At 61.5% G+C, this 25,165-nt stretch carries 27 protein-coding genes; 12 read left to right on the forward strand and 15 right to left on the reverse strand.

The features are described 5' to 3' along the window. Positions 1-41: 41 nt before the first annotated feature. Positions 42-1,148 (reverse strand): TRAP transporter substrate-binding protein, encoded by a 1,107-nt coding sequence (locus GR197_RS08220; protein ID WP_164008346.1) that lies wholly within the window; start codon positions 1,146-1,148, stop codon positions 42-44. A 290-nt stretch (positions 1,149-1,438) separates the two neighbouring features. On the opposite strand from GR197_RS08220, the gene GR197_RS08225 reads away from it, so the two are divergent. Beyond that, positions 1,439-2,218, forward strand: coding sequence for a gamma-glutamyl-gamma-aminobutyrate hydrolase family protein (locus tag GR197_RS08225; RefSeq protein ID WP_164008348.1), 780 nt, complete (start codon positions 1,439-1,441; stop codon positions 2,216-2,218). Between the two features lie 48 nt (positions 2,219-2,266). Here the strand turns inward: GR197_RS08225 and GR197_RS08230 are convergent, their stop codons facing one another. The 7 genes from GR197_RS08230 to GR197_RS08260 all read right to left on the reverse strand — a co-directional run bounded on the left by GR197_RS08230 (position 2,267) and on the right by GR197_RS08260 (position 8,866). Then, positions 2,267-3,046 (reverse strand): VWA domain-containing protein, encoded by a 780-nt coding sequence (locus tag GR197_RS08230; RefSeq protein WP_164008350.1) that lies wholly within the window; start codon positions 3,044-3,046, stop codon positions 2,267-2,269. Positions 3,047-3,048: 2 nt separating this feature from the next. Further along, the gene (locus tag GR197_RS08235; protein ID WP_164008352.1) at positions 3,049-4,083 is read right to left on the reverse strand and encodes a hypothetical protein; all 1,035 of its coding nucleotides are present in this window, start codon (positions 4,081-4,083) and stop codon (positions 3,049-3,051) included. Between the two features lie 16 nt (positions 4,084-4,099). Next, positions 4,100-4,807, reverse strand: coding sequence for a TerD family protein (locus GR197_RS08240; protein WP_164008354.1), 708 nt, complete (start codon positions 4,805-4,807; stop codon positions 4,100-4,102). 22 nt (positions 4,808-4,829) lie between these two features. Then, positions 4,830-6,005, reverse strand: a complete 1,176-nt coding sequence (locus GR197_RS08245) for a Toxic anion resistance protein (TelA) (protein WP_164008356.1) — start codon at positions 6,003-6,005, stop codon at positions 4,830-4,832. Between the two features lie 223 nt (positions 6,006-6,228). Further along, complete coding sequence (locus tag GR197_RS08250) at positions 6,229-7,185, reverse strand: 2-hydroxyacid dehydrogenase (protein WP_164008358.1); 957 nt, start codon at positions 7,183-7,185, stop codon at positions 6,229-6,231. 29 nt (positions 7,186-7,214) lie between these two features. Beyond that, entirely contained in the window at positions 7,215-8,237 is a 1,023-nt protein-coding gene (locus tag GR197_RS08255) for a LacI family DNA-binding transcriptional regulator (RefSeq protein WP_007631775.1), read from the reverse strand. Positions 8,238-8,353: 116 nt separating this feature from the next. Then, the gene (locus tag GR197_RS08260) at positions 8,354-8,866 is read right to left on the reverse strand and encodes a MarR family winged helix-turn-helix transcriptional regulator (RefSeq protein WP_164008571.1); all 513 of its coding nucleotides are present in this window, start codon (positions 8,864-8,866) and stop codon (positions 8,354-8,356) included. Between the two features lie 85 nt (positions 8,867-8,951). Here GR197_RS08260 and GR197_RS08265 point away from each other — a divergent pair, with 85 nt between their 5' ends. From GR197_RS08265 to cysE, 5 genes are all read left to right on the forward strand, one after another. Next, positions 8,952-9,740 carry a creatininase family protein gene (locus GR197_RS08265; protein ID WP_164008360.1) on the forward strand — a complete coding sequence of 263 codons (789 nt, stop codon included), beginning with the start codon at positions 8,952-8,954 and terminating at the stop codon, positions 9,738-9,740. A gap of 145 nt (positions 9,741-9,885) precedes the next feature. Further along, positions 9,886-10,974, forward strand: a complete 1,089-nt coding sequence (locus tag GR197_RS08270; protein WP_164008362.1) for a CobW family GTP-binding protein — start codon at positions 9,886-9,888, stop codon at positions 10,972-10,974. Continuing rightward, entirely contained in the window at positions 10,974-11,963 is a 990-nt protein-coding gene (locus tag GR197_RS08275; protein ID WP_164008363.1) for a WD40 repeat domain-containing protein, read from the forward strand. The genes GR197_RS08270 and GR197_RS08275 overlap by 1 nt, the downstream gene beginning before the upstream one ends. 15 nt (positions 11,964-11,978) lie before the next feature. Beyond that, positions 11,979-12,476: a GNAT family N-acetyltransferase gene (locus GR197_RS08280; protein ID WP_164008365.1), complete on the forward strand. Its 498-nt coding sequence runs from the start codon at positions 11,979-11,981 to the stop codon at positions 12,474-12,476. Between the two features lie 112 nt (positions 12,477-12,588). Continuing rightward, positions 12,589-13,407 carry a serine O-acetyltransferase gene (gene cysE, locus GR197_RS08285; RefSeq protein ID WP_164008367.1) on the forward strand — a complete coding sequence of 273 codons (819 nt, stop codon included), beginning with the start codon at positions 12,589-12,591 and terminating at the stop codon, positions 13,405-13,407. A 284-nt stretch (positions 13,408-13,691) separates the two neighbouring features. Here the strand turns inward: cysE and GR197_RS08295 are convergent, their stop codons facing one another. From GR197_RS08295 to odc2, 3 genes are all read right to left on the reverse strand, one after another. Next, positions 13,692-14,849, reverse strand: coding sequence for a GGDEF domain-containing protein (locus GR197_RS08295; RefSeq protein WP_164008369.1), 1,158 nt, complete (start codon positions 14,847-14,849; stop codon positions 13,692-13,694). Positions 14,850-15,080: 231 nt separating this feature from the next. Continuing rightward, on the reverse strand, positions 15,081-15,671 hold the full coding sequence (locus tag GR197_RS08300) for a GNAT family N-acetyltransferase (RefSeq protein ID WP_164008371.1): 591 nt from the start codon (positions 15,669-15,671) through the stop codon (positions 15,081-15,083). Positions 15,672-15,765: 94 nt separating this feature from the next. Continuing rightward, entirely contained in the window at positions 15,766-16,899 is a 1,134-nt protein-coding gene (gene odc2 / locus GR197_RS08305) for an ornithine/lysine decarboxylase (protein WP_049734760.1), read from the reverse strand. 529 nt (positions 16,900-17,428) lie between these two features. Between odc2 and GR197_RS08310 the strand changes: the two genes are divergently transcribed. The 3 genes from GR197_RS08310 to GR197_RS08320 all read left to right on the forward strand — a co-directional run bounded on the left by GR197_RS08310 (position 17,429) and on the right by GR197_RS08320 (position 20,166). Beyond that, entirely contained in the window at positions 17,429-18,322 is an 894-nt protein-coding gene (locus GR197_RS08310; protein ID WP_164008373.1) for a LysR family transcriptional regulator, read from the forward strand. A 132-nt stretch (positions 18,323-18,454) separates the two neighbouring features. After that, positions 18,455-19,096, forward strand: a complete 642-nt coding sequence (locus tag GR197_RS08315; protein ID WP_164008374.1) for a DUF1007 family protein — start codon at positions 18,455-18,457, stop codon at positions 19,094-19,096. After that, on the forward strand, positions 19,090-20,166 hold the full coding sequence (locus GR197_RS08320) for a nickel/cobalt transporter (protein WP_164008376.1): 1,077 nt from the start codon (positions 19,090-19,092) through the stop codon (positions 20,164-20,166). Before GR197_RS08315 ends, GR197_RS08320 begins: the two co-directional genes overlap by 7 nt. A gap of 2 nt (positions 20,167-20,168) precedes the next feature. On the opposite strand, the gene GR197_RS08325 is transcribed toward GR197_RS08320, so the two are convergent. The 4 genes from GR197_RS08325 to GR197_RS08340 form a co-directional block, all read right to left on the reverse strand. Then, a complete protein-coding gene (locus tag GR197_RS08325; RefSeq protein ID WP_164008378.1) occupies positions 20,169-20,375 on the reverse strand; it encodes a hypothetical protein in 207 nt (68 codons plus the stop codon). Beyond that, on the reverse strand, positions 20,372-21,067 hold the full coding sequence (locus tag GR197_RS08330) for a GNAT family N-acetyltransferase (protein ID WP_164008380.1): 696 nt from the start codon (positions 21,065-21,067) through the stop codon (positions 20,372-20,374). Before GR197_RS08330 ends, GR197_RS08325 begins: the two co-directional genes overlap by 4 nt. A 67-nt stretch (positions 21,068-21,134) precedes the next feature. Beyond that, entirely contained in the window at positions 21,135-21,854 is a 720-nt protein-coding gene (locus tag GR197_RS08335) for a tellurite resistance TerB family protein (protein ID WP_164008382.1), read from the reverse strand. 113 nt (positions 21,855-21,967) lie between these two features. Beyond that, positions 21,968-22,606, reverse strand: coding sequence for a 2-dehydro-3-deoxy-phosphogluconate aldolase (locus GR197_RS08340; RefSeq protein WP_164008384.1), 639 nt, complete (start codon positions 22,604-22,606; stop codon positions 21,968-21,970). Between the two features lie 153 nt (positions 22,607-22,759). Between GR197_RS08340 and GR197_RS08345 the strand changes: the two genes are divergently transcribed. Genes GR197_RS08345 through GR197_RS08355 form a run of 3 tightly spaced genes read left to right on the forward strand, consistent with a single transcriptional unit; the run spans position 22,760 to position 25,120 of the window. Further along, on the forward strand, positions 22,760-23,248 hold the full coding sequence (locus tag GR197_RS08345) for a CYTH domain-containing protein (protein ID WP_164008386.1): 489 nt from the start codon (positions 22,760-22,762) through the stop codon (positions 23,246-23,248). Beyond that, positions 23,226-24,134, forward strand: a complete 909-nt coding sequence (locus GR197_RS08350) for a CHAD domain-containing protein (protein WP_164008388.1) — start codon at positions 23,226-23,228, stop codon at positions 24,132-24,134. Before GR197_RS08345 ends, GR197_RS08350 begins: the two co-directional genes overlap by 23 nt. Before the next feature lie 56 nt (positions 24,135-24,190). Further along, entirely contained in the window at positions 24,191-25,120 is a 930-nt protein-coding gene (locus GR197_RS08355) for a rhodanese-related sulfurtransferase (protein WP_164008390.1), read from the forward strand. The last annotated feature ends 45 nt before the right edge of the window (positions 25,121-25,165 follow it).

Below are 25,165 nucleotides of genomic sequence, written 5' to 3' on the forward strand. Positions count from 1 at the left end.
GGGTTTTGGTACGCGTTCGTGGTATGCGCCGATGGAAGCTCTCAGAGCTTTCCGGCCCGCTGCTGGATCATCATGAACGTATCGAAAGTGTATTCCGAAAGCTGCATCCAGAGATAGGCGTCGCGCTTGAAGGCGGTCTGGTCGTCGTAGATCTTCTTGAAATACTGGTTGGTGCCCGAGATTTCGCTGTAGATGCCGGTTGCCGCCTGGAAGCAGGCTTCCATGATTTCCTGGCTGAACGGGCGCAGCGTTGCGCCTTCGGCAACGAGTTGCTTCAGCGCGGTGGGGTTCTTCGTGTCGTACTTTGCCAGCATGTTGGTGTTGGCGAAGGCGCAGGCATCGGTCAGCGCCGCCTGATAATGCTTCGGCAGGTTGCTCCATTTTTCGAGATTGAAGAAGCCATGCACCGTCGGGCCGCCTTCCCACCAGCCGGGATAATAATAATATTTCGCCACCTTGTGGAAGCCGAGCTTCAGATCGTCATAGGGACCGACGAATTCCGCCGCATCGATCGTGCCTTTTTCCAGCGCCGGATAAATGTCGCCGCCGGCAATCTGCTGCGGGATCACGCCGACCTTCTCCATGACGCGGCCGGCAAGGCCGGCGATGCGCATCTTGACGCCCTTGAGATCATCGAGCGTATTGATTTCCTTGCGGAACCAGCCGCCCATCTGCGCACCGGTATTGCCGGCCGGCAGCGCATACATGCCCTGTGTGGCATAAAATTCATTCATCAGCTTATTGCCGTTGCCCTCGTAATACCAGGCATTGGTCAGACGGCTGTTCAGGCCAAACGGAATGGCCGTTCCGATGGCATAGGTCGGGTCCTTGCCGACGAAATAATAGGAGGTCGTGTGCGCTGCCTCGACCGTACCGGCAGCCACAGCATCGACGGCCTGCAGGCCGGGCACGATTTCACCGGCAGCAAAAGGCTGTATCGTGAAATTGCCGTCTGTCGCTGCGGCGACATGCTTGGCGATATCCTCGGCGCCGCCATAGATCGTATCCAAGCTCTTCGGAAACGACGACGTCATGCGCCACGCAATCTTCGGATTCTCCTGCGCGATCGCAGGCGCGGCCAATGCCGTTGCGGCCACCGCGCCGGCACCGGCGGTTCCCGCCTTCTTGAAAAACGAACGACGATCCATCAAAAACCTCCCATATAGATGGCACTGCGCGGGCAATCTTCACCCCTACCCGCAGCGAGGGGGAAGCTAAGCATGGCGAGAGCCGCGATTCAAGCGTTAGTCTGTTAGCCTTTGGCATCAAGACGGCAATAAGACAACGGCCACGCATCCATCAAAATCAGCGGCTTAGCAGCGAACCCGGAGCCACGGCAGCGCTTCCGCCGCATTTTGGTCACCTGACACAGCCAAGCGTTGACTTGACCGCCGTTCTGGCGGCAAAACGATGTGGAGAAAGATTTATCGGGGCTAATATGACGAAACCAATCGTTGCCATTCCTGCAGATATCCGCAGCTTCGACGGCGCGACCTGGCACGCCGTACAACATCAATATCTCAGTGCCGCATTGAATGCGGCCGGCATTATGGCCTTCATCATCCCCGCCTTCGAGCAGGGCTACGATACTGACGCGATCCTCGACCGTGTCGATGGCCTGTTGGTTTCCGGCTCGGCCAGCAACGTGCATCCTTCGCTCTATGGTGCCGATGCCAGCGATAGGGACGGTCCCTTCGACCCTGCTCGCGACGCCACCAGCCTGCCGCTCATCCGCCGCGCCATCGACCGCGCCATCCCGCTGCTTGCCATCTGCCGTGGCATCCAGGAACTGAATGTCGCGCTCGGCGGCTCGCTGGCAAGCGAGATCCAGGAGCAGCCGGGCATCTCAGACCACCGCCGGCCTGAGGGCGTCGACCGCGACGGCATGTACGCCATTCGCCAGAGCGTCCACGTCAAGGAAGGCTCCTGCATCGCAGGCATTCTCGGCCCGGGCGAGGTCCGGGTGAATTCGCTGCACCGGCAGGCAATCGCCAGAACCGCACCGCGGCTACAGGTGGAGGCGAGCGCCGAGGACGGCACGGTGGAGGCCGTTTCCGTCATCGACGCCAAGGCCTTTGCCGTTGGCGTGCAATGGCATCCGGAATACTGGGCCGAAACCGACAGGCCTTCGAACAAGCTGTTTGCCGCTTTCGGCGACGCCGTCCGCGCCTACGCCGCCGCCAAGCTCCCGCTCACCCCCGCAAAGGCGATCGTCTGACGGTGCGGCCGGCGCGCCATCAGCCCGCCGAGCGTTGAGCAGCAACCATCAATGGTGATCGTCGTCCTCGTCGTCATGCTCGTGCTTGAGCCAGGTGCAGAGCTCCGCCGGCAGCAGTTTCTCATAGGCATCGTCGCTGCCGACGAACTCCCCAAGATCCTTGACGCTGACGAAGCCGACATTCGGAAATTGCTCGGCCGCGCTGCGCAAGAAGTCGAAACCCTCGTCACCGACACCGACCATGACATAATAGATCTGCGATTCGGCATGCTCGGCTTTCTGCAGCAGGGCCCAGGCAGCATCTCTGTCGGCATTCTCGCCATCGGTGAGGAAGTAATTGATCGCCGGAATGCCCGACCGTGTCTCCTCGCCGAATGTATCGCGGCTCATGCCGAAGATCATGCCGAGCAGGCCGCCAGCCGCCTCCTCTTCCATCAAGCCGTACGTCATCAGGTTCGAGCGGATGACCGGTCCGTAATCCGTGCCGCCCCAAAGTACGGCTTTCAGCGCATTGTTGCCGATGATTTCACGCTCGACGTAACCCTCGTAATTTTTGGCGGTGGCCGGTGCGATCGATGCCATCCTTTCCTGATTGGAAAACACCCAAGTATCGATACGCCCGTCGTCATCGAAATAAAGAGCGACGGGAAGAATGCGCTCAAGCGCCGCCTGGACCACACCAGATTTGAAAAGGTCGGTCATCGAGCCCGAGACATCGATGTTGATGCCGACCTGGGCGGGAATGCGCTCGTGAATGCCTTGTTTCTGAAGGACGAAGCCGACGCGTCGAACTTCTTCCTCGGGCTTGTGCAGCTTGAATGTCGTCATTGTCATCCCTCCGGTCTGAGTTTTCCAAGAATGCGCGCATGAATGTCGCGAAGCAGTGATCTGGTGCCAGCCTGCGCTGGCGATTGCGCGCTTCGGGCCGCCGTCAGCGCCGCGGAATAGGCTGCATGCCAGGCAGGCAATTCCTCGTGCAACAGGCCATCGCCAGCGTGTCCGAGTGCATCCACGTGCCGCGCGAGCCCGGCAACAGTATGCATGCTCATCTCGATCGTGGCCTTCGTCGCCGACAGGCTGGCAATCCTCGTCTCGATCGCTTCGGCTTGCGAGGTGTAATGCGCCTGCCGTTCGCGATCCGAAAACTGAACTCCGCCGATATGATCGACCAGGAAGCGCGCCGCCAGGATGTGTGCGGCGAGATCACGGCCGAGCGCCGCATAGGCCTTGCCGACGGCGCGAAGCCGTTTTGCGACCGCAACGATTTCGGGCGCAAGCGCATCGAGCTCCTTCGCCAGGGCCTGCACGTCGGGATAAAGCTGCAGAAAGAGACTGTCGGGATCGCGCGGAGCCGCCAGCGCCTTGATTGCCTTGAAGACGCCGCCGCGAACGGCAAACACACGGTCTGGATCCAGATCGCCGAGACGCTGGAGCAGCTCGGCGCCAAGACGCCTTCCCGTCGCCAAGGCGTAGCTGTCGGCAAGCGCGAGTTCGCTTTCGGCAAGCCTGCCATGCTCTGTCTGAAGGCGGGCGCCGAAGCGTACGACGTCGTCGAAATAATGATCGTCGAGATTGGTGCCGTCGACGATGCGCAACGCCGCCGTCGCAACCGATGCGGCAGCGCCGGGATCGATCTTCAGGAACGCCTCCACGCTGCAGGGAATGCGCCGGCGAATTTCTCCGGCGCCGAGAACACGCGGCTTGTCGCTCTTGAGCATCGGCGGCCGCGGCGAACCGAACAGGACTTTCGGCTGGGTGGATTGTCCGGGAGATTGGGCAACGTCAGGCGAGGCGCTTTCCGGAAAAAGCACCTTGGGCAACCGGCCAGGCTCCCTTCCCGGCGGTCCATCTGCCTTGCCGCTCATCAAACGAGGCTCCGGTTCAGTTGAAATAAGCCTGGATGACGTCGCCAAGCCCGGCATTCGAGCCCGCGCCGACGGCATGGAATCGCCAGGATCCGTCCGGCTGCTTCAGGAAGGAAGCCACCTGTATCGTCGTCTTGCCGGCAAACTCGGCGGTGAGCTGATAGCGGCAAAGCTCGTCATCCATCGCGTCACAAACTTCGATATAGGCATTCTTGACCTTGCCGAAATCCTGTTTCTTGCGCTCGGCATCATGGATCGTCGCCCAGACGGCAAGCTCGGAAACCTCGTTCGGCAGCTTCGCCAGCACGATCTTGAACTCCTCGCGGAAGCCCTCGTCATGGTGGCCGCCGCCATGATCGTCATCGTCGCCATCCTCATCGGGTTCCGACCCTTTGACCAGGCCGCCACGCCCGGTCCGGTCGTCGCGTTCGTGCCACATCGAGCCGTCATCCGTCTGGAAAGAACCGTCGGCATTCTTGCTCAGGGAGCCTTCCGGATTGCCGGAACTGCGCACGAAAGCATAGCAGAGTGCATGCGAGCCGTCATTGTAGAGCCGCGCGCGGTTCGCATCGCCACCGGGATGGACCAGCGCAAAACAATGCACGTCGAGATCGAAGGCCGGTCCCGAACCTTCGGGCGGATCCCAGACAAGTCCCGAATGGACGAGCTGAATCTCCTTCTGTATCTGGAATGATTGCCCCTTGTTGAGCTTGAAAGTTGCCATGCGCTGTCTTTCTCCTGAAGTCTCAGATCGGACGATCGGTCACGATTTGCCGGGCTTGTTCGAGTTTGGCGCGGGCGGCGGCAAAACGTTCCTTGTTTCGCTCGCCTTCGGCGACCACCTTGTCGGCGATATTGCGCAGCCGCTGCGCGGTGCCGAGCACCAGATCGGCATCGGCAAGCCGGGTCTCGCCGGCCGCCCTGACCGAATTCACCGAAACATCCTCCAGCACCTCGGATCCATAGTGCTGCAGCGACGCGCGCAGTTCACGTCGCATTGTGTTCATCTGCTGGATCGACTGCATCTGGAAGAGCGCGTGCAGCCGGATCAGCATCGATTTGATGTCGTTGAATTCCGCATTGGCCGAGGTGACGGTATCTGCAAGGGTGGCAAGCGCTGCACCCCGGGCAATGCCGATCGAGTCGAGGTCGGCCGGCGCCTTGGCATAGGCGGCTTCGAGAACGAGGACCCGGTTCTGGAAGATATCGAGCTTCTGCGAGAAGTCGCGGGCTTCCTGCACCTTGAGCGGGTCGCCGGAGGCAGCCTCCTCCTTCAACCGGTCGAGCTCGCGGCCGGCATCGGCAAGGATGCGTCTTCCGGCCTCGACGAAAACGCCGAGAGACACGATCGTATCGCGATATCCCTCGGCCAGCGTGCTCATGCGCGACACTTCGAGAATGAGCTTGCCGCTCTCCTCGTCGATCCGCGCCTCCATCGGTCTGACCAGATCGCCGAGGGATTTGGCCTTGCTCTGCAGCATGCCGCGAACCTCGTCCGTCACCGATTTGAGGCGCTTGGCGGGGTCGCCGAGACCGACGGCCGTCAACAGGCGTTCGAGGAAATTGCCCTTCAGCTTCTCGCGGATGCTTGCTTCGAGCCCTTTGAGATCGGCATCATTGATGCCGTCCCGGATCGTCCGGAACAATTCGAACAGCACCGGCGACTGCGCATTGGTGATCTGAGAAAGGATGGCATCGAGCTTGGCGCCGAAGCCGCCGATCGCTTCCTGGCCGAAGGTAATCAAATGATGCGGCTCGACCATTGCCAGCCTGTACCGCTCCGCGAGGTCGCCGACCTCGCCGGCTTTCTCTGGCGGAAGAACGACCGTCACCACGGCCGGCAGGCCGCCGGTCGAAAGCGCGGGCATCAAACCCGGGCTGATCTCGAGGGTCTTCATATCCGACGCATTTGGCTCCGACATGCCGTCAATCCCTTTTATTCGGCCCTATAGTCTGCCGGCGCCTCCCGGCGCGATTCCCCAACACACGCAAAGATTGAGAAATCTAGTTGTAAAATCAGCGAGAATGTAACCGAAGGCATTCCACTGGGCAACATATGGTCCACGAACTAAAGTCAATTGACAGCGCTGTTATAGACGCCAGAGACCGGATGCACCTGGCATAAATCAACGTCTATGCGGCACGCTAGCCCTTTTTCGGCGTCTCCGGCACCGGTGTCAGCGCTGCACCTTTCTCGAACCAGGCGATGAGATTGTCGGCGACCAGATCGGCCATCGCATTGCGCGTCGGCACCGATGCGGAGGCGACATGCGGCAGCAGCACGGCATTGGTCGGCTCCAGCAGGTCGCCCGGTACGGTCGGCTCTTCATAAAAGACGTCGAGGCCGGCCGCCCCGAGAGCGCCGGAGATAAGGGCGGCGCTCAGTGCCGCCTCGTCCACCGTCCAGCCGCGTCCGACATTGACCAGAATGCCGTTCGGGCCGAGTGCTGCCAGAATATCGGCGTCGATCGTCTTATGCGTCTGCGACGTCTTCGGAACGATGGCGATCAGCGTGTCCACCGCTTCCGCCAGCCCCTTCAGCGTCGGGTGATAATCGTAGGGTGCATCGGCATGGCGCGACCGTGTATGGTAACTGATCTTCACCTTGAACGGCTCCAGCCGCTTGGCGATCTCAAGCCCGATGCGGCCAAGGCCATAAAGCCCGACATGACGGCCCTTGAGCGAGAAGCGCGACAGCGGATAGGTCGCGCCCGGCTTCCAGTTGCCCGCACGTAGCCAGGCCTCGGCCCGCGGCAGCTCTCGGACGGTATTGAGCAGCAGGCCGATCGCCGTATCGGCCACCTCGTCGTTCAGCACATCAGGCGTGTTGGTGACGACGATACCCCTTCCCGCGGCATGTTTCACATCGACGCCATCGTAGCCGACACCGAAATTGGCGACCACCTCGACATGCGGCAGCTGGTCCATCCAGGCGCCGGGGAACGAGCCCGAGACAGCGACGCCGCGGATGCGGCCGGCTGTGTCGCCGTCGAGGGCAAGCCTTTCCTCGCGGGTGACGGCAATGATCTCAAAACGATCCTTCAGCCTTTCGACAACACGTTCGTGTATCTTCCCAGGAACGAGAATGGCGATGCGGGACATGGCTTTTCCTCTTGGATGACCGTCTTGGCTCAGGCGCGGGGCCGATGGGGGCTGGTGGACTGACGAATGCGCATTTCCGGCTTGATCAGATGCATGCCGTCGGGCTCGTGGCTGCCGGCAAGGCGATCGAGCAGAGCGCGGGCCGCCAGGCGCCCGACCTCGGTCTGGCCGTTCCAGACGGTCGTCAGCGCCGGGGTGGCGATCGAGGCCTCCTCGAGATCGTCGTAGCCGGTGACGGAAATGTCGCGTCCCGGCACCAGGCCGGCGCGCGCAATGCCGTTCATCAGGCCGATCGCCACGAGATCGTTCCAGCAGACCGCGGCCGTCGGCTTCTGCGGCAGCGACAGGAAATGCACGGCGGCCTCGAAACCACCCTGCTTCGAGCGCGGGCCGGGAATGCGCAGGTTCGGATCGACCTCGATGCCGGCCTTGCGCAGCGCATTGACGTAACCCTGGTAGCGGTCGCGGCCGGTGGACGTCTGGTCCGTGCCGCCGATCATCGCAATCGAGCGGTGGCCGAGGCCGATCAGGTGGTTGGTGGCCAGCGAGATGCCATAGCTGTCGTCGCCGCGATAGGTCGGCAGGTCTTGGCCCTCCATCGAGCGCGCAACCAGGATCGCCGGCATGCCATTGTCTTCCGCCAGTTGCACGTCCTCAGGCGGCGTACCGATCGCCGGTGACATGATGACGCCGTCGCCGCCGAGCTGCAGGAGCGTTTCGATGAAGGTGCGCTGCTTCTCGACATTGTCGTAATGGTTGGAAAGGATGAAGGTGTGGCGGCTGCGATCGAGCTCGCTTTCGATCGCCTTCAGGATCTCCCCGTAGAAGGGGTTCATGATGTCGTGCACGACGACGCCGATAATGCCGGAACGCGAGGTGCGAAGGCTGGCAGCGCGGCGATTGTAGATATAGCCGAGCGCGCGCGCCTGTTCCTTGATCTTGTCCCGCGTATTGCTGGCGACGAGCGGACTGTCGCGTAAGGCAAGCGATACGGTCGCCGTTGAAATGCCGAGCGTTTCGGCGATCGTCGAAAGCTTGATCTTCTGGACCACGTGTCCTCCTCCAGGCAGCACGCAAGCAGCAAGAGCCGCCGGAAAACCGGCGCGGCCCTTAAAATGTTTAATTAAAAGATTTAATCGGTGGAAGCAATTCGTCTTTCTGCGAAATTTCAGTCTTCATCCGGATCTTCGATATGAAGAGCTTCCGCCTGCAGATTGGCATCGATCGCCTTCAGCAGGCGGACGAGATTGCGGATTTCCTTTTCGGAGAATTCCAGCGTCGCCAGCCTGTCGCAGGCTGCGGCCGCCATCTCGATCCCCTCCACGCTGCCGCGGCCGAGCTCGGTGAGATAGACTTTGGTGAGGCGCGCGTCCTCGGCGTCTGGCTTGCGCTCGAGGAAGCCCTGCGCCTCCATGCGGCCGATGGTGCGCGTCATCGTCGGCGCCTTGACGCCGAGCCTCTGGGCAAGGCCGCCGGCCGTCATGCCGTCGCTCTCGGCAAGCGAGAGGATGACACCGTCCTGGCCGGCATAGAGGCCGCTTTCGAGAAGGTTGCGCGACAGCACCGTGCGCATGGAACGAGCCGCCTGGGTGAGCGCTGGAGAGAGGTCGACGAGCGTATACTCGGTCTTGTCCTTCTTCTTGGACTTGTGCTTCTTGCCGTCCTTCTGCTTCTTTCCCATAGCCATCCCTTTGATCTTTAAGCCTTGGCGCCGCTGCGATATGACATTGCCCAGGATCTCGTCATAAACAAGAGGCAACGACTGGATGATGACGCCTTCGCCCCGTTTCGAAGACAGCGACCCGGCCTCTGCCGTTGACGTGCACCGCCTGATCGCCGTGCTGCCGCTCGGCGCTCATGAACAGCACGGCCCGCATCTGCCCTTCGAAACCGACTCGCTGATTGCCGAAGGCATCGCCGGGCGATTGAGGACGGCCCTACCGGCGGGGCTCCCCGTCACATTCCTGCCCGTCGAATCCGTCGGCTATTCCATAGAGCATAAGGATGTTGAAGGAACGAAGACGCTTGCCTTCGACCAAGCGGTGAACCGCTGGCTCGGCATCGCCGAAGGTTTGGCGAAGCAAGGCATCCGCAAATTGGTGATGCTGAATGCTCATGGCGGCAATTCGCCTATCATGACCATCGTCGCGACCGAGGCGCGGGTCCGCTTTGCCATGCTGGCGGTGGCGACCAGCTGGACCCGCTTCGACCTGCCCGATGGCGTCATCCCGCCGGAGGAAAAGGCACTCGGCATCCATGGCGGCGATATCGAGACCTCGGTGATGCTGGCGCTTCATCCGAGCAGGGTTGACATGGCGAAAGCGGCGGATTTCCCTTCGCGGCAGAGTGAATTTGCCAGGCGCTTCAAGCATCTGCGCGCCTATGGGCCGCACGCCTTCGGCTGGAAGATGGCCGATCTCAATCCGCAAGGCGTGACGGGCAACGCCGCAGGGGCGACGGCTGAAAAGGGCGAGGCGCTGATTGCGCATGCGGTCAAGGGACTGGTGGAGTTGTTGGAAGATGTCGATGCCTTCGATGTCACGCAGCTCCGATGAATGGTCATCTGCGCCGGACGGATGATGTGATCTTATAACATTATAAAACCCTTTGAACTGCCGCGCCCATGCCATTATATGAGACCAACCGTTCAAGCAGCCGATCTGAAGCTACTCGGCCGCACGCCTAATCCTAGAGGTTCTCATGACCGACGCGATCCCCACCCAGAAGCCTATTCCCGTTACCGTGCTCACCGGATATCTCGGCGCCGGCAAGACGACGTTGCTCAACCGCATCCTTTCCGAAAACCACGGCAAGAAATATGCGGTCATCGTCAATGAATTCGGCGAAATCGGCATCGACAACGACCTGATCGTCGAGTCGGATGAAGAAATCTACGAGATGAACAATGGCTGCGTCTGTTGCACCGTGCGCGGCGACCTGATCCGCGTCGTCGAAGGGCTGATGCGCCGTCCCGGCCGCTTCGACGGCATCATCGTCGAAACCACCGGTCTTGCCGATCCGGTGCCGGTTGCCCAAACCTTCTTCATGGACGACGATGTGCGCGCCAAGACCGAGCTCGACGCGGTCATCGCACTGGTCGACGCCAAGCACCTGCCGCTGCGCCTGAAGGACAGCCGCGAGGCCGAAGACCAGATCGCCTTCGCCGACGTCGTCATTATCAACAAGACCGACCTCGTGACCCCGGAAGAGCTTGATGTGATCGACGACATCGTCCGCGCCATCAACCCGGCCGCCCGCGTCTACAAGACCAGCCGCTCCGGCGTCGACCTCGCCCGCGTGCTCGATCAGGGCGCCTTCAACCTGGAGCGCGCGCTCGAAAACGATCCGCATTTCCTCGAGCACGGCCACGACGACCATGTCTGCGGCCCGGATTGTGATCACGACCACCATCATCACGATCATGATCATGATCATGATCACCATGGGCATGAGCATCATCACCATGGCGCCATGTCGGCGATCCATGATGTGACGGTGCAGTCGGTATCGCTGCGCGGCGGCGAGATGAACGCGGAGCGCTTCTTCCCCTGGATCCAGAAGATCACCCAGACGCAGGGACCGAACATTCTCCGCCTCAAGGGCATCATCGCCTTCAAGGATGATCCCGAGCGTTACGTCGTGCAGGGCGTGCACATGATCATCGAAGGTGATCACCAGCGGCCGTGGAAGGAAGGCGAAAAGCACGAGAGCCGTCTCGTCTTCATCGGCCGCGATCTTGACCGCGAGAAGCTCGAAGCCTCCTTCAAGGCCTGCGAGGCAGCCGCCTGATGCCGACAGTTGCGCCGCTTGATCTCGACGGCCACGTTCTGGCCGTCGAATTTTTAGGTGATGTCCCCTTCTTCGCCAGCGCCGACGGCACGTTTCACCGGCTAGACGGCGGCGACAGGGTTTGCGAAGCCCATCAGGGCATGCTCACCGCCATCCGCGATCCCTATAGCGAGAGCCTGATCTCCGGCGGCGAGGACGGCAAGGTGCTGCGCATTTCGGCCGACGGCAGCGTCAGCGAGATTGCCACCGCGCCGCGCAAGTGGATTTCGCAGGTCGCAGCCGGCCCGCAAGGGGCCGTTGCCTATTCCTACGGCAAGAGTTCGCTCGTGCGCCTTGCCGATGGCACGACGAAGGAATTTGCCGAGGAGCGCACCGTCGAAGGCCTTGCCTTTGCGCCGAAGGGCCTGCGCATCGCGGCCGCGCGGTATAACGGCGTGTCGCTGCACTGGATCGGCATGACCGCCAAACCGGTCGATTTGGAATGGAAGGGTGCGCATACCGGCGTCACCTTCTCGCCGGATGGTAATTTCCTCGTCACTTCGATGCAGGAAAACGCGTTGCACGGCTGGAAACTCGACAGCAAGCCGGGCTCCGAAGCCCGCCACATGCGGATGACCGGCTACCCCGCCAAGGTCAAATCGCTCTCCTGGTCGGTCAAGGGCAAATGGCTCGCCTCGTCAGGCGCGCCGGCCGCCATCGTCTGGCCCTTCCAGGGCAAGGACGGACCGATGGGCAAGGCGCCGCTCGAACTCGGCACCCGCGCCAATATCATGGCAACCGCGGTGAAATTCCATCCGCTGGAAGATATCCTCGCCATCGGCTTCATCGACGGCATGATTCTGGCCGTCCGCATCGCCGACAGCAAGGAGGCGCTGTTGCGCCGCCCAGGCAAAGGCGCCGTCACGGCGATGAGCTGGAGCAAGAACGGCAAGCTGCTCGCCTTCGCTTCCGAAGCCGGCGATTGCGGCGTCATCGATATTTCGTCTTGACGCACATTGGCGGCAATGGACGACATCCCGATTGAGCCTGAAGTCGTGACGCTCACCGCCGACCACATGCAAGCCGCAGCCGGAATCAGGCGTGTCTCCCTCCGGCAACGACTGCCTTGGCTGCCGGATCTGCATACGCCCGAAGAGGAAGAACAGTACTGGCGCATGCATCTGCTGCCGAACTGCACGATCCTTGGCGCCGCCTTGGAAAACCGGCTCGTCGGTGTCATCGCCTATGGCGACGGCTGGATAGAGCAGCTTTACGTTCTCCCGGATTTCCAGGGTTTTGGCATCGGCTCTCTGCTCCTCGGCTGTGCCAAGCAGAAAATGGACGAGATCAGGCTCTGGGCGTTTCAGCGCAATACCGGCGCACGGGCGTTCTACGTACGACACGGTTTTGCCGCCGAGGAGGAGACCGACGGTGCTGATAATGAGGAAAGAGAGCCGGATGTGCTCTATCATTGGCGCAGGCTTCCGGAGCTGACACCCGGCCTGCAGCCGTCTGGCGGCTAAAACAACGGACCTAAGGCCGCAGAATGCCGGGCTTGCCAAATGTCTTGCCCGGACGAAACATGAGCCTACGCAGGGAGCGCCTTGCACCGCTTTGCTGACAGAGGAAACGAGAATGTCGAAATCGACCGACCTCGGTTTGGCCGAGCAACAGCCGCAGCCTTTGGGCGGCGCATCCGTCTGGGCCGTCATCCGCGCCGAGGCAATTGCGCTTGCCGCACGCGAGCCGATTTTGCAGCAATTGCTTGCGGTGCAGATAACCAACGCTGCAGGCAACAAAGAAATCATCGCCCATGTGCTGGCCGCGCGCCTGTCCGTGACGCAGGTGGCAGCGGGCGATCTGTTCGATCTCATCCTGTCCATGCTTGATGATGATATCATGCGGAAGATCGAGGCGGATCTTGTCGCCGTCCGTGAACGCGATCCGGCCTGCACGACATGTCTGCACGCGCTCCTGAACCTCAAGGGCTTCCATGCGCTGCAGACCCACCGCATCGCCCACGCGCTTTGGAACGCCGGCCGGCCGGAGATCGCCTCGTGGCTCGCCAATCTCGCCTCGCTGGTCTTCGGCCCGGATATCCATCCGGCCGCGCGGATCGGCGCTTCCATCATGCTTGATCACGGCTCGGGCATCGTCATCGGCGAAACGGCGGTGATCGAGGATGAGGTATCGATCCTGCAGAACGTCACGCTCGGCGGCACCGGCAAAGAGACCGGCGATCGCCACCCGAAGATACGCCATGGCGTGATGATCGGCGCGGGCGCCAAGATCCTCGGCAATATCGAAATCGGCGCCTTCAGCAAGATCGCCGCCGGCAGCGTCGTACTGAAGCCGGTTCCCGAACATTGCACGGTCGCCGGCGTGCCGGCAACGCTCGTGCGCGTCCACCGCGCCGACGAAATCCCGGCCGAGACGATGGACCAAAATATCTAGAATCATTCTGTTGGCTCAAACGGAGTCGGATGGTCGACCGGCCGGTGCGCGTCGTAGCCCAGCTCTACGGCCAAGCCGGCCGGTCGATCAGCCGGCCCGTTTCAGCCAACCCGAAGGGCCGGGCATCTTTCCGCCAGGATCAGAGGCGATCGGCTCGGACGTACCAAGGGGTATGCCTTTCGCCAATCGCCTCTGCCCTGACGAAAACCTGCTCCGGCAGAATGCTTCAATCTAACCAGGAAAGGCTCTAGAACCCCTTTGAGATCGGCGAGTTCGCGCCGTTCCTACGCGGCTTGGTGCGTTTCTCCGAAGGCTTCGACCCGGTTGCGGCCTTCCCGCTTCGAACGATAGAGCGCCTCGTCCGCCTTCTGCATCAGTCTTTCAAAATCTCCGCCGTTTTGCCCACACGCGGCAACGCCGATACTCAGTGTCGGAAAGACGGCCAGATCGGGCCGCTGCATCACGGCGGCGGCGAAGGCGAGACGGATGCGCTCGGCAATCACCACAGCATCTTCGAGGGAGAAATTTTTCAGCACGGCCAGAAACTCATCGCCGCCTTGACGGGCGAGCAGATCGTCCGAGCGCATGATGCCTCTCGAAACGCTGGCGAAAAGCCGCAGGATATCGTCGCCGGCGGCGTGGCCATGCCGGTCGTTCAACTGCTTGAAATGATCGATATCGATGATGAGCAGCGATACCGGCTGCGAATTGAGAGCGGGCAGATGCTGGGCAAGGCCACCGCGATTGAGCGCGCCGGTCAGCGGGTCGTGGTGGGCGAGTTCGGTTAACTGATTTCGGCTGCGCTCGGCAGCCATCAGCACCATGGCCATGCTGCGAAGCATGATGAAAGCAACCGCCGATACCGCCATCCAGCTATGAACGACACTGCTGCCGAAAGGATCCGGCCCGCCGATTTCGCCGGTCGCCGCAAGAACACTGCGAACCGCAAAGATCGAGGCAGTGCAGACATAGAGGCCGACGAGCAGGGCTGCCGAATACAGCCTCTCGCGCCGGGCAATACCGATTGCCTCCCCCGCGACGGCGAGATCGCAGAGGCAGCAGATGACCGAGACATAGAGAAGCCTCGCCGACACTGCCGAGGGATCTCTGACGATAAGTGCGACAGGCACGCTGACGAGAAAGATGGCAAGCCAGAAATAGCGCTGCTCAAGCGCCCGGCCCGAAAAGACGCGCACGGCAAAGAACATCAGCATGTAGCCGGCGATGGTCACTACATTGCCACCGTCGATCGAGACGGAGTAGGGAACGAGATTGCGCAAGGCGACGAGAAAGGAACCGACGCCGACAAGAATATTGCTCAGGCCCCACCACAGCGGCCACCTCTCGAAGCGGCCGGTCGCATAGGCTGCAAGCTGGAGAATGCCCAGCACGAAGCAGCTCACGGCCACAATGAAATAGATTGTCCTGAGATCCAGCAGCATGACGCTTTCTCGAAATTCTCTCGGAACATACAGGAGGCGTTTTGCGGTTTGATTGGGGGCTTCGCTAAAAATTTAACGATTGTGGTTTTTTCCCCGCTGCACGCCACCACGCGCCGCAGCACCCGAAAAATAATCCGCGCCGCAACCACGGCAGGCCCGCCTGCCTCCATGGTCAAGCGGCGCGGATATTGCCGGCCAGGTGGAACGAGTCCAACCCGACCGGACGTTGCTTCAGGCTGCGCGGCGAACCGGCGCGCCAGCCAGCATGCGTCCCGAGGGGACGATCATGCCGGCCGCGCCGTCGAGCCAGCCTTCCGTGAGTTCGAGCGCCAGAAAGCGCGAGCGTTCGAACGGACCCGGCATGACGAGATGGCGAGCCTTCTCGGCAAAAAAGCCGAAACGCTCGTAATAGGCGGCGTCACCGACGAGCAGGACGGCACCATGCCCACGCTTCTTGGCTTCGAGTATCGCCGCACGCATCAGCGCCGAACCGATCCCCTTGCCGCCGTGATGCGGCGCAACGGCGAGCGGACCGAGCAGCAGCGCATTGATCGGCGTGCCCTCGTCATTGACGCCGGCCTCGATATTCCAGAGCCGCACCGAGCCGATGACATGGCCGTCGCGATCGCGCGCGACCAGCGCCAGGCCCTCGGCCGGAACACGGTTGCGGCGGATTTTTTCCGACGACTTCTTGCGGCGGTCTGCGCCCATGACCCGGTCGAGCAGGTTTTCACGGGCAACGACGTCCGACGGATTTTCGGCGTCGATGGCGAAAGTGGTAGGCGCAAAGAATGCGCGGACAGAATCAAGAACAGCGGCCATCTTGGCCTCCCGTACCCAATACCGTTATCAGCGGCGATGAAGGAAAATTGTGAAATTGCCGCCCCGGTTGGTTACGGGGCCGGCGGAAACGACCTTAGATGACGTAGGCCTTCAGCGGCTCGAAACCGTTGAATGCGACCGCCGAATAGGTCGTCGTATAGGCGCCGGTGCCTTCGATCAGGACCTCGTCGCCGATCGAAAGGGAGATCGGCAGCGGATAGAGGTTCTTCTCGTAGAGCACGTCGGCCGAATCGCAGGTCGGGCCGGCGATGACGCAGGGCTCCATCTCATCGCCGTCGTGCTCCGTGCGGATCGGATAGCGGATGGCTTCGTCCATCGTCTCGGCGAGACCGCCGAACTTGCCGATGTCGAGGAATACCCAGCGCGCATCGTCATTGTCCGACTTCTTCGAGATCAGCACGACTTCCGCCTTGATGACGCCGGCATTGCCGACCATGCCGCGGCCCGGTTCGATGATCGTCTGCGGGATCTGGTTGCCGAAATGCGTGCGCAGCGCCTGGTAGATCGACTTGCCGTAAGCTTCTGCGGACGGAACGTCGCGCAGGTACTTGGTCGGGAAGCCGCCGCCCATGTTGACCATCTGCAGGTGGATGCCCTGCTTGGCAAGCGAGACGAAGACGCGCTTGGCATCGGCAAGCGCCGAATCCCAGGCATCGACCTTGGTCATCTGCGAACCGACATGGAACGAGACGCCGTAGGACTGCAGGCCAAGCTGATGGGCGTAGACGAGAACGTCGACAGCCATCTGCGGAACGCAGCCGAACTTGCGCGACAGTGGCCATTCAGCCCCTTCGCCATCCGTCAGCACGCGGCAGAAGACGCGGGCGCCGGGAGCGGCGCGCGAAATCTTCTCGACTTCCTCGTGGCTGTCGACCGCAAACAGGCTGACGCCGAGCGCATGCGCGCGGGCAACGTCACGTTCCTTCTTGATCGTATTGCCGTAGGAGATGCGGGCGGCGGTCGCACCGGCTTCGAGCGCCATTTCGATTTCGGCAACGGATGCGCAATCGAAATTGGAGCCGAGGCCTGCGAGCAGCTTCAGCACTTCCGGGGCCGGGTTGGCCTTGACGGCGTAGTAGATGGCGCTGTCCGGCATTGCGTGACGGAAGGCGTGGAAATTGTCGCTGATGACGTCGAGGTCAACCACGAGGCAGGGACCATCGGGACGTCGGGTTGCGAGAAAGTCGCGGATGCGCTGGGTGGTCATATCGATTCCCTCTTCCAGTTCCAGAGCTCCGGCATGAACCGGAGGACAAAGGGCATACGGGAACTCGCATTGGAACCAGCCGGTGGAGACCCCGGAACCATAGCAAACGCTCGATGCGCAGATAGTGAACCAACGCCGCCATGCGGTGTAAGTTCGGCTTTGTCTGCCATGGATTGGAGGGAGAATCCCAACCGCACTTCCGGCAATGATGGTGTGCCTCTTCAGTAACCCCCGCTGATGGAAAGCAGGGAGAGAACAAAAAGGCCCGCACCGTCGTTGCTTCAGGCGTCCTCGCATTTTCCGGTTGGCCGGAATAGCGACTGGAGGGGTTAATTCCAGGTACCTTACCGATTTCCTCACCAATTCGAGGGTTCGGCGGACACCCATGGGCACGTGCGACTTTGGGCTGAGGTGGAGATAAGAATATTCGCCTTCATAATCAAGCGATTTTTTGATCGCGGGGCCAAAAAAATAATTGAACAAAACGAGCCGATTTGTTCAACATTCCGAAACAGCGTAAGGGATGTCCATGGATACCTTGACCCGCATACGTGCTTTCATCGATGTCGTCGAAGCCGAAGGTTTCTCCGCCGCCGCGCGGCGCACCGGCCGCTCCAAGGCGCTGCTTTCCAAATACGTGCGTGAGCTGGAGGATGAGCTCGGCGCACTGCTGCTCAACCGCACCACCCGGCAGTTCTCCATGACCGAGGCCGGCCACACCTACTACCGCACCGCCTCCGATATTCTCAAGGAGATCGACAACCTCGCCGATCTCGTGCGCGAAAACAATGCGCAGCTCAAAGGACGGCTTCGCATCTCCGTACCGCGCACCTTCGTCGATGCCGATGTCGGCCAGTCGCTGATCGATTTTGCCAAGGAGAACCCGGACCTTTCACTGGAGATCGCCGCCGACGACCGCTTTGTCGATCTGATCGAAGAAGGCTTCGACGTGGCGATCCGCATCACCAAGCTCGAGGATTCCGGCATGATCGCCCGCAAGATCTCCGATTTCCGTATCCATCTCTGCGCCACGCCGGAATTTCTCGAGCGCTATCCCAACATCGAGCATCCGACCGATATTTCCAACGTCCCCTTCATCGTCGATACCAATGCGCGCACCCAGGCGAGCATCCGCTTCCACAACCCCGATAATACCTCGTTCGCCGTTGCCGTTTCCGGGCCGATAGAGATTAACAGTCCGCATGCGACATTGCGCGCCGCACTCGCCGGCATCGGCATTGCCTTCATCCCGGATTTCATCGCTCGCAAGCCGATCGAGAACGGTGAACTGGTCACACTGTTCAATGACTATATCCCGACCGACCGCGGCATCTATGCCGTTTATCCGCACCGCCGCTACCTGCCCGCCAAGGTGAGGATCTTCGTCGACTACCTCAACAACTGGTTCAAGAAACATCCGTAGCGCCGCCCTTGCGGCTGCGACATCGCGACCCGTGCCAACCCGCGGCTATCTGAATCCAGTAGCGAATCCGGTCCCAATTCCGTCCCAATTTCTGGCAAGAAGTCAGGGTCACCGAACAGGGCAGCGGACTAGATGAGATATTCGACGATACTGATGGCCGCGCTTGTTTCGCTGGCGCCGGCCGCCGCCCTTGCCCATCCGCACATCTTCGTGGAGGCCCGCCTCGAGGTCGTCGCCGACAAGGATGGCAACGTCGAGGAACTGCGCAACGTCTGGCGCTTCGACGAAGTCTTCTCTTCCTCAGTGGTCATGGATTTCGACAAGAACACCGACCTGAAGCTGGAGCCGAATGAGCTCGCGGAGGTCGGCAAAACGGTGAAGCAGTCGCTTTCCGAATATGATTATTACATGAACCTGACCATCAACGGGAAAAACATCACCGTTCAGAAGCCCGACATCATCCATGTCGACTATAAGGACGGCCAGCTGCTGATGTTTTTCGCGGTCAAGCCGGTGGAGAAGATGCCGCTTAAGGGCAGGCTCACCTTCGGCGTCTACGACCCGACGCTCTACACCTCAATCGACTTTCCCACAGACAACGAACTGGCAATCGTCGGCGACGGCTTCAAGGCCTGCAAACATCAGGTGGTGCGACCGGATGCCGACCAGGTGATCTCGCAGAACAAGCAATCGCTGACCGACGCCTTCTTCAATGATCCCACTGGCACCAACATGTCCAAACTCTTCGCCACTCGGCTGGAGGTCACATGCTGACGAAACGCGTGTGCGTCATCTTTTCTGCCGCGGTCTTGGCGCTTCTGGCGGCGGCAAGTCTTGTCCATGCGCAATCGCCGCTCGGCATCGGCACGGCGGAGCCAAGCTTCCAGCCGACCGGCGGGCCGCTCGCACCCCTCTTGCTCTATGTGAACTATGAGCAGCAGGCCTTCTACCGGGCGCTGACCGACGCATTAAAGGGCATGCGCCAAGACCCATGGCAATTGACCTCGCTGATCGGCCTCTCCTTCGCCTATGGCGTCTTTCATGCCGCCGGCCCCGGCCACGGCAAGGCGGTCATCTCCTCCTACATGATCGCCAACGAGATCGAGCTGAAGCGCGGCGTGGTGATCTCCTTCATTTCGGCTTTCGTCCAGGGCGTGGTGGCGGTGGCCCTAGTCGGCGGCGCCTGGCTGGTGCTGCGCGGCACCGGCATCACGTTGACGGCGGCGACCCATGCGATGGAGATCGCAAGCTTCGTCATGGTCATCCTGTTCGGCGGCTGGCTGCTGTTCCGTAAACTGCGTTCGATGACGGCCAACATACCGCGTCGCCGTCTGGTGGCGACACCTGCCGGTTCGGTCAGCATGATGCTCGATTGGAAGGACAATGCCGTCGAACGCCAGACCTATGCCTTCAACGGCAAGGCGCAGCCTGTCGACGCCGCCCATACCTTCGTTCCCGGCATGGCCTGCGAGACCTGCGGCAATGCCCATGTGCCTGATCCCGCCATGCTCGCCGGCGACAGGTTCAGCGCCCGCGAGGCCTGGTCGGCCATCGTCGCCGTTGGTCTTCGCCCCTGCTCCGGCGCATTGCTGGTCATGACCTTCTCGCTGCTCAACGGGCTCTATCTCGGTGGCGTGTTGTCGGTCGCCGCCATGTCGCTCGGCACGGCGATTACCGTTTCCCTGCTTGCCACGCTTGCCGTCACTGCCAAGAGTGCCGCCGTGCGCCTCTCCGGGCGCGGCTCGACCGCCTCGATCTGGATCGGCAACGCCATCGAAATCCTCGGCGCCGTGCTCGTCATGCTGATGGGCGCCCTGCTGCTCGCGGCCTCGCTGCAGGGGTAGGCCTACTTTCCCCTGCTCCGTTGATAGCGCGCTCGTAGCCAGAAGACCGCGAAAAACGCTAGGATCAGGCCGGCGCCGACTGCGATGCCGAGCGTCGGAGAGAAATTGCCGATCCAAAGCACGATGCTTGGCAGGAAATAGATGACGAGGCCGGCGCCAAGCAAGATGACGGCGGCGGCAATGGCCTGCGAGCGGCTCTCCGGGCTCACGCGAGCCTTTCCTTTTCCAGATCGGCGCGGATATCTTGCAGGCGACGGATCTGGTTGCCGGCGGCGTCGAAATTTTCCGGCGAAAGCCAGGTTTCGAAGGCATCGTTGATCAGCGGCCATTCCGTATCGATCATCGAGAACCAGGCAGTGTCACGGTTGCGACGCTTGGAGATCATGTGCTGGCGGAAAACCCCTTCGAAGCTGAAGCCGTAACGGGCGGCCGTCGTCTTGCTCGCCTCGTTGTTATTGTCGCATTTCCATTCGTAGCGACGGTAGCCGAGATCCTCGAAGACATGCTTGGCCATCAGGTAATGCACTTCCGTCGACAGCGGCGAACGCTTCATCTCAGGCCCGTGCGCTACCCCGCCGATCTCGACGACGCCGTTTGCCGGGTCCGCCCTCATATAGTTCGCCATGCCCAGAATCTTGCCGGTGGCATTGTCGCGGAAGATATGGGTGAGCCAGCCGGACTTGGTGTAGACGGTTTCCAGCCAGTTGGCGAAATCCTCGATGCCGGAGAAATCGTCCTGCGCAAAATAGAGAAGCAGCGGATTGATGCCCATGCCGCCAAGCCCGTCCCACAGCGCTTCGAGATGTTCGGCGCGCCGATAGGGTTCGACGGTGACGAAACGGCCCTTCAGTGTCACCGGCTTCGGCGCCGGGCAGCCCTTGAAATTTGTTAGATCGCGCATGTTCACTCCCCTTGTCCAGGAGTGGAGTGGATAGGCCAGCCGCCCGACAAAGGCAACCGGCCTGATGTTACTGTGACAAGGTAACCTTGGCGGAAGACACTGTCGCCTCGATATGGTCGACCAGCTGGTCGGCAAGGCCGAGCCTGCCGGCAAGCAGATCGAGATAACCGCGCTCGGCGCGCGAATCCGGCTCGATGGTGAGCCGCGAGGCGGTGTAGAGTTCGACCCGTTGTTCTTCCGTCGTTGCGGCGGCCACCAGCGCATCGATATCGGTCGGTGAAGCGAGTTCGCGCTCGATGAAGGCGGCAGCCTCGCCGCTGACATCGGCGGCCTTGACCTTGTCCATAATGAGGGCGCGTTCGGCATCGTCGATATGGCCGTCGGCCTTGGCGGCGGCAATCATCGCGCGGATCAGCACCAGCACGAATTCGTTGCTGCCTGCCGGCGACGCCGGCCCGAAACCGGATTCGACAGGCGGCGGCAGGAGAACCGGATTGTTGGCCGAGGGCGCATCCGAAGGGGCTGCGGGCGCCTGCCCTGACTGATAATTTTTGTAGGCCTGGTAGCCGAGGCCGGCGATGGCGGCAAGACCGCCGATCGCCAGTGCATTGCCGGCAATACCCCGGCCTGTCTTGGTGCCGAGAAGCGCGGCGGCGATCGCGCCTGCCGCCAGCGGATTGTTTCTGGCCGTCTGAGCCGCATCACCTGCCCGGTCGCGGACCGAACCACCAAGACCCGGCACCTGCGAACCCAAGAACTGGTCGAGAAGCTTCTTTGCGTCGAACATTCCTCGTCATCTCCCTGTTTGAAGCTGGAAGCGTACATAGGTTTGCGACGGCTGGAATACAAATCGGGGGCAAGCGGGGTTGTAGCGCGAGGCTCCCCGCCGTCTACCGAACGTCAGGCCTTCAGTGCCGCCGCTTCGGCCGCAAGCTTGGTGATCCCCGCCCAGTCGCCGGCTGTGACCAGCTCCTTCGGCGCCACCCAAGAGCCGCCGACGCAGATGACGTTCGGCAGCGAGAGATAATCATGGGCGTTCTTCAGCGAAATGCCGCCGGTCGGGCAGAACAGCGTGCCGGCAAGCGGCGAGGAGAGCGCCTTGAGATAGGCGGCGCCACCGGCCTGCTCGGCCGGGAAGAATTTCAGCACCTGGTAGCCTTCTTCGCGCAGCGCCATGACTTCGCTGGCAGTCGCAGCACCAGGAAGCAGCGGCACGTTCGAATCAGCGGCGGCATCGAGCAGTTCCTGGGTCGTGCCCGGGCTGACGATGAATTTAGAACCGGCCTCGACAGCGGCTTCCCAATGAGCGGCATTGAGGATCGTGCCGGCGCCGACTTCGGCGCCCTCGACCTCGGCGGCGACGGCGCGTACGGCCTCGAGTGCCGCCGGCGTGCGCATGGTGATCTCGATCGCCCTCAAGCCGCCTGCAACGAGCGCGCGGGCCAGCAGTACAGACGACTTCACATCGTCGACGATCAGGACCGGAACGACCGGCTGGAGTTTCAGAATGGAAAGGAGCTTCTCTGTTTTCTCGCCCATGGTCGCGCGACTTCCTTGAAACGATTGAATTCGGTTCCCGAATAACGCCCTCGCGGAACCTTGTCGAGATAAAACCGGGCGATATGTCAAGATGGGTAGGAAATGCGCGGAAATTGGACTACCGTGCCGTCATCGTCACCAAAGGTTCACCGTATGGCGAAAGAGATTGAGCGGAAGTTTCTCGTACGCAGCGATGGATGGCGTTCAGCCGTCGAGACGAAGTCTGCCCTGAGGCAGGGTTACATCGCCTCGATGGACGACCGGTCCGTCCGCGTGCGTATCCTTGACGGCAGGAAGGCAAGGCTGACGATCAAGATCGGCCGCAGCACCATCACCCGCGACGAATTCGAATATGATATCCCGATCGCCGAGGCCAAAGAGCTGTTGCAGAACGCCATCGGCATCGTCATCGAGAAGACCCGTTACCGCGTCCCGTATGAGGGCTTCGTCTGGGAGGTTGATGTCTTTGCCGGCGAGCATCGCGGACTGGTAATTGCCGAGGTGGAGATGAGGTCGGAAACCGATAATCCAGCCCTGCCCCGTTGGCTTGGCCGTGAAGTGACCGGCGATTTCCGCTATTCCAACCAAGCCCTTGCCACAGAATACGAGCGCGACAGGCATGGGCTATCGCATTCGGCCTGACGCCGATTTCACCAAGGCGTTCCGCAGCGTCGCGACGCATCAGCTGGAACGCGCCGTCATCGTTCTCGACGAGCAGCCGGACGGCGCGCATAAGGCGATCCATTCCTTCCGCAAGAACCTGAAGCGATTGCGCTCGCTCTACCGCCTCGTGGCGCGCGAGGTGCCGGATTTCCAGGACCGCGAAAATGCCAGGCTGCGCGATGCCGCACGCTCGCTCTCAGCAATCCGCGACGCGGCTGCCCTCATCGGCACGGCGCAGTATCTGCAGCATGCAGCCCGCGGGAACGAGGAAAGCGAGGCACTCGCCCGTATCGTCACGATTCTCCAGGGCCGCCGTGACTGGATGGTGGAAGCCGAAAGCGGCCTGGAACAGCGGCTGAAGGAAACTTCCGACGTTCTGAAGGCGGCGATCACCGCCCTGGATGCGGTCTCCTTTGATGGCGGCCACCGCAAGAATGCCCGCATGCTGGCAAAGAGCTGGCGCCGCACCGCTGGGAAGGCCAAGGCAGCACTCGCAGCTTGCCACGGCGAGGCATCGGCCGACGATTTCCACGATCTGCGCAAACGCACCTACGACTATCAGCTTTATCACGGCCTGTTGCGCGACGTCTGGCCCGGCGCGATGAAGGCCAAGCGCGATGCGGCCAAGGAACTCGCCGAGGATCTCGGCCACATTCACGATCTTGCCGTGCTCTGCGAACTGGTCGAGGCCGAGCCGCAGCTCTTCCCCCGCAATGACGACCTCGCCCATCTGCTCGACGCCATCATCTTCCGCCAGCAGGAAGACCGGCGGCAAGCGCTTCTTAAAGCCAAAACCGTCTTCGCCGATGATCCCGACGAGGAAGCACAACGCATCGAGCTTCTCTGGCTGACGGCCGGGAGGTGAGAGGCGCACCAGCGAAGGCAATTGCGCGACCCGCCGATTTTCTGTATTTCCGCCCCATGACCGACAGCCTCACACACACCAGCCCGTTCCTCGTGGCCGCACTCTACCATTTCGTTTCCGTGCCGCGCTTTGAGAGCCTGCAGAGCCCGTTGCAGACGCTTTGCGAGGAGAACGGCGTCAAGGGGACACTGCTTGTGGCGCATGAGGGTATCAACGGCACGATCGCCGGCCCGGATGCCGGCATTTACGCCGTGCTTTCCTTCCTGCGCGCCCAGCCGGAATTTTCAAGCCTGGAGCATAAGGAAAGCCGCGCCTCGAAAATGCCTTTCCTGCGCATGAAGGTGAAGCTGAAAAAGGAAATCGTCACCATGGGCGTCGAGGACATCGACCCCAACAAGGTGGTCGGCACCTATGTCGCGGCGAAGGACTGGAACGCGCTGATTTCCGATCCCGATACGATCGTCATCGACACCCGCAACGACTACGAAACGGCAATCGGTACCTTCCGCGGCGCGCTCGACCCGAAAACCAAGACCTTCCGCGAATTTCCCGATTGGGTGCGCGACAATCCCGGCCTGCACAATAAGCCGAAGGTCGCCATGTACTGCACCGGCGGCATACGCTGCGAGAAGGCGACGGCCTTCATGAAGGCTGAGGGCTTCGACGAGGTCTATCACCTGAAGGGCGGAATTCTGAAATATCTCGAGGAGGTGCCACAGGAGGAAAGCCTCTGGGATGGCGCCTGCTTCGTCTTCGACGAACGCGTGTCCGTCGAGCATGGGTTGAAGCAAGGCGAACACCGGCTATGCCACGCCTGCCGCAACCCGATCACTTCAGAGGAGGTCACCTCGCCGCACTACGAGGAAGGCGTTTCCTGCAGCCACTGCTATCACACGCGGACGGAAGAAGACCGGCTGCGTTATCGTCAGCGGCAGCACCAGATCGCCCTCGCACGAAAGCGCGGCCAGCGGCATATCGGCAGCTGAGCCGATATTCAGGGGATCAGCCTTGCTGTCTGAGGCAGGCGTTGC

It is taken from the genome of Rhizobium phaseoli, from assembly GCF_010668805.1.
GTDB classification, from domain to species: domain Bacteria; phylum Pseudomonadota; class Alphaproteobacteria; order Rhizobiales; family Rhizobiaceae; genus Rhizobium; species Rhizobium phaseoli_A.

What these genes read in the sequence shown, in the direction of transcription:
- GR197_RS08260 (WP_164008571.1), bottom strand. Translation starts at nt 8,866, where the DNA reads ATGGGAAAGAAGCAGAAGGACGGCAAGAAGCACAAGTCCAAGAAGAAG.
- GR197_RS08315 (WP_164008374.1), top strand. Translation starts at nt 18,455, where the DNA reads ATGAGATATTCGACGATACTGATGGCCGCGCTTGTTTCGCTGGCGCCG.
- GR197_RS08335 (WP_164008382.1), bottom strand. Translation starts at nt 21,854, where the DNA reads ATGTTCGACGCAAAGAAGCTTCTCGACCAGTTCTTGGGTTCGCAGGTG.
- odc2 (WP_049734760.1), bottom strand. Translation starts at nt 16,899, where the DNA reads ATGACCACCCAGCGCATCCGCGACTTTCTCGCAACCCGACGTCCCGAT.
- GR197_RS08235 (WP_164008352.1), bottom strand. Translation starts at nt 4,083, where the DNA reads ATGAGCGGCAAGGCAGATGGACCGCCGGGAAGGGAGCCTGGCCGGTTG.
- GR197_RS08355 (WP_164008390.1), top strand. Translation starts at nt 24,191, where the DNA reads ATGACCGACAGCCTCACACACACCAGCCCGTTCCTCGTGGCCGCACTC.
- GR197_RS08230 (WP_164008350.1), bottom strand. Translation starts at nt 3,046, where the DNA reads ATGACGACATTCAAGCTGCACAAGCCCGAGGAAGAAGTTCGACGCGTC.
- GR197_RS08280 (WP_164008365.1), top strand. Translation starts at nt 11,979, where the DNA reads ATGGACGACATCCCGATTGAGCCTGAAGTCGTGACGCTCACCGCCGAC.
- GR197_RS08350 (WP_164008388.1), top strand. Translation starts at nt 23,226, where the DNA reads ATGGGCTATCGCATTCGGCCTGACGCCGATTTCACCAAGGCGTTCCGC.
- GR197_RS08270 (WP_164008362.1), top strand. Translation starts at nt 9,886, where the DNA reads ATGACCGACGCGATCCCCACCCAGAAGCCTATTCCCGTTACCGTGCTC.
- cysE (WP_164008367.1), top strand. Translation starts at nt 12,589, where the DNA reads ATGTCGAAATCGACCGACCTCGGTTTGGCCGAGCAACAGCCGCAGCCT.
- GR197_RS08310 (WP_164008373.1), top strand. Translation starts at nt 17,429, where the DNA reads ATGGATACCTTGACCCGCATACGTGCTTTCATCGATGTCGTCGAAGCC.
- GR197_RS08300 (WP_164008371.1), bottom strand. Translation starts at nt 15,671, where the DNA reads ATGGCCGCTGTTCTTGATTCTGTCCGCGCATTCTTTGCGCCTACCACT.
- GR197_RS08240 (WP_164008354.1), bottom strand. Translation starts at nt 4,807, where the DNA reads ATGGCAACTTTCAAGCTCAACAAGGGGCAATCATTCCAGATACAGAAG.
- GR197_RS08330 (WP_164008380.1), bottom strand. Translation starts at nt 21,067, where the DNA reads ATGCGCGATCTAACAAATTTCAAGGGCTGCCCGGCGCCGAAGCCGGTG.
- GR197_RS08345 (WP_164008386.1), top strand. Translation starts at nt 22,760, where the DNA reads ATGGCGAAAGAGATTGAGCGGAAGTTTCTCGTACGCAGCGATGGATGG.
- GR197_RS08220 (WP_164008346.1), bottom strand. Translation starts at nt 1,148, where the DNA reads ATGGATCGTCGTTCGTTTTTCAAGAAGGCGGGAACCGCCGGTGCCGGC.
- GR197_RS08295 (WP_164008369.1), bottom strand. Translation starts at nt 14,849, where the DNA reads ATGCTGCTGGATCTCAGGACAATCTATTTCATTGTGGCCGTGAGCTGC.
- GR197_RS08245 (WP_164008356.1), bottom strand. Translation starts at nt 6,005, where the DNA reads ATGTCGGAGCCAAATGCGTCGGATATGAAGACCCTCGAGATCAGCCCG.
- GR197_RS08320 (WP_164008376.1), top strand. Translation starts at nt 19,090, where the DNA reads ATGCTGACGAAACGCGTGTGCGTCATCTTTTCTGCCGCGGTCTTGGCG.
- GR197_RS08250 (WP_164008358.1), bottom strand. Translation starts at nt 7,185, where the DNA reads ATGTCCCGCATCGCCATTCTCGTTCCTGGGAAGATACACGAACGTGTT.
- GR197_RS08340 (WP_164008384.1), bottom strand. Translation starts at nt 22,606, where the DNA reads ATGGGCGAGAAAACAGAGAAGCTCCTTTCCATTCTGAAACTCCAGCCG.
- GR197_RS08275 (WP_164008363.1), top strand. Translation starts at nt 10,974, where the DNA reads ATGCCGACAGTTGCGCCGCTTGATCTCGACGGCCACGTTCTGGCCGTC.
- GR197_RS08265 (WP_164008360.1), top strand. Translation starts at nt 8,952, where the DNA reads ATGATGACGCCTTCGCCCCGTTTCGAAGACAGCGACCCGGCCTCTGCC.
- GR197_RS08225 (WP_164008348.1), top strand. Translation starts at nt 1,439, where the DNA reads ATGACGAAACCAATCGTTGCCATTCCTGCAGATATCCGCAGCTTCGAC.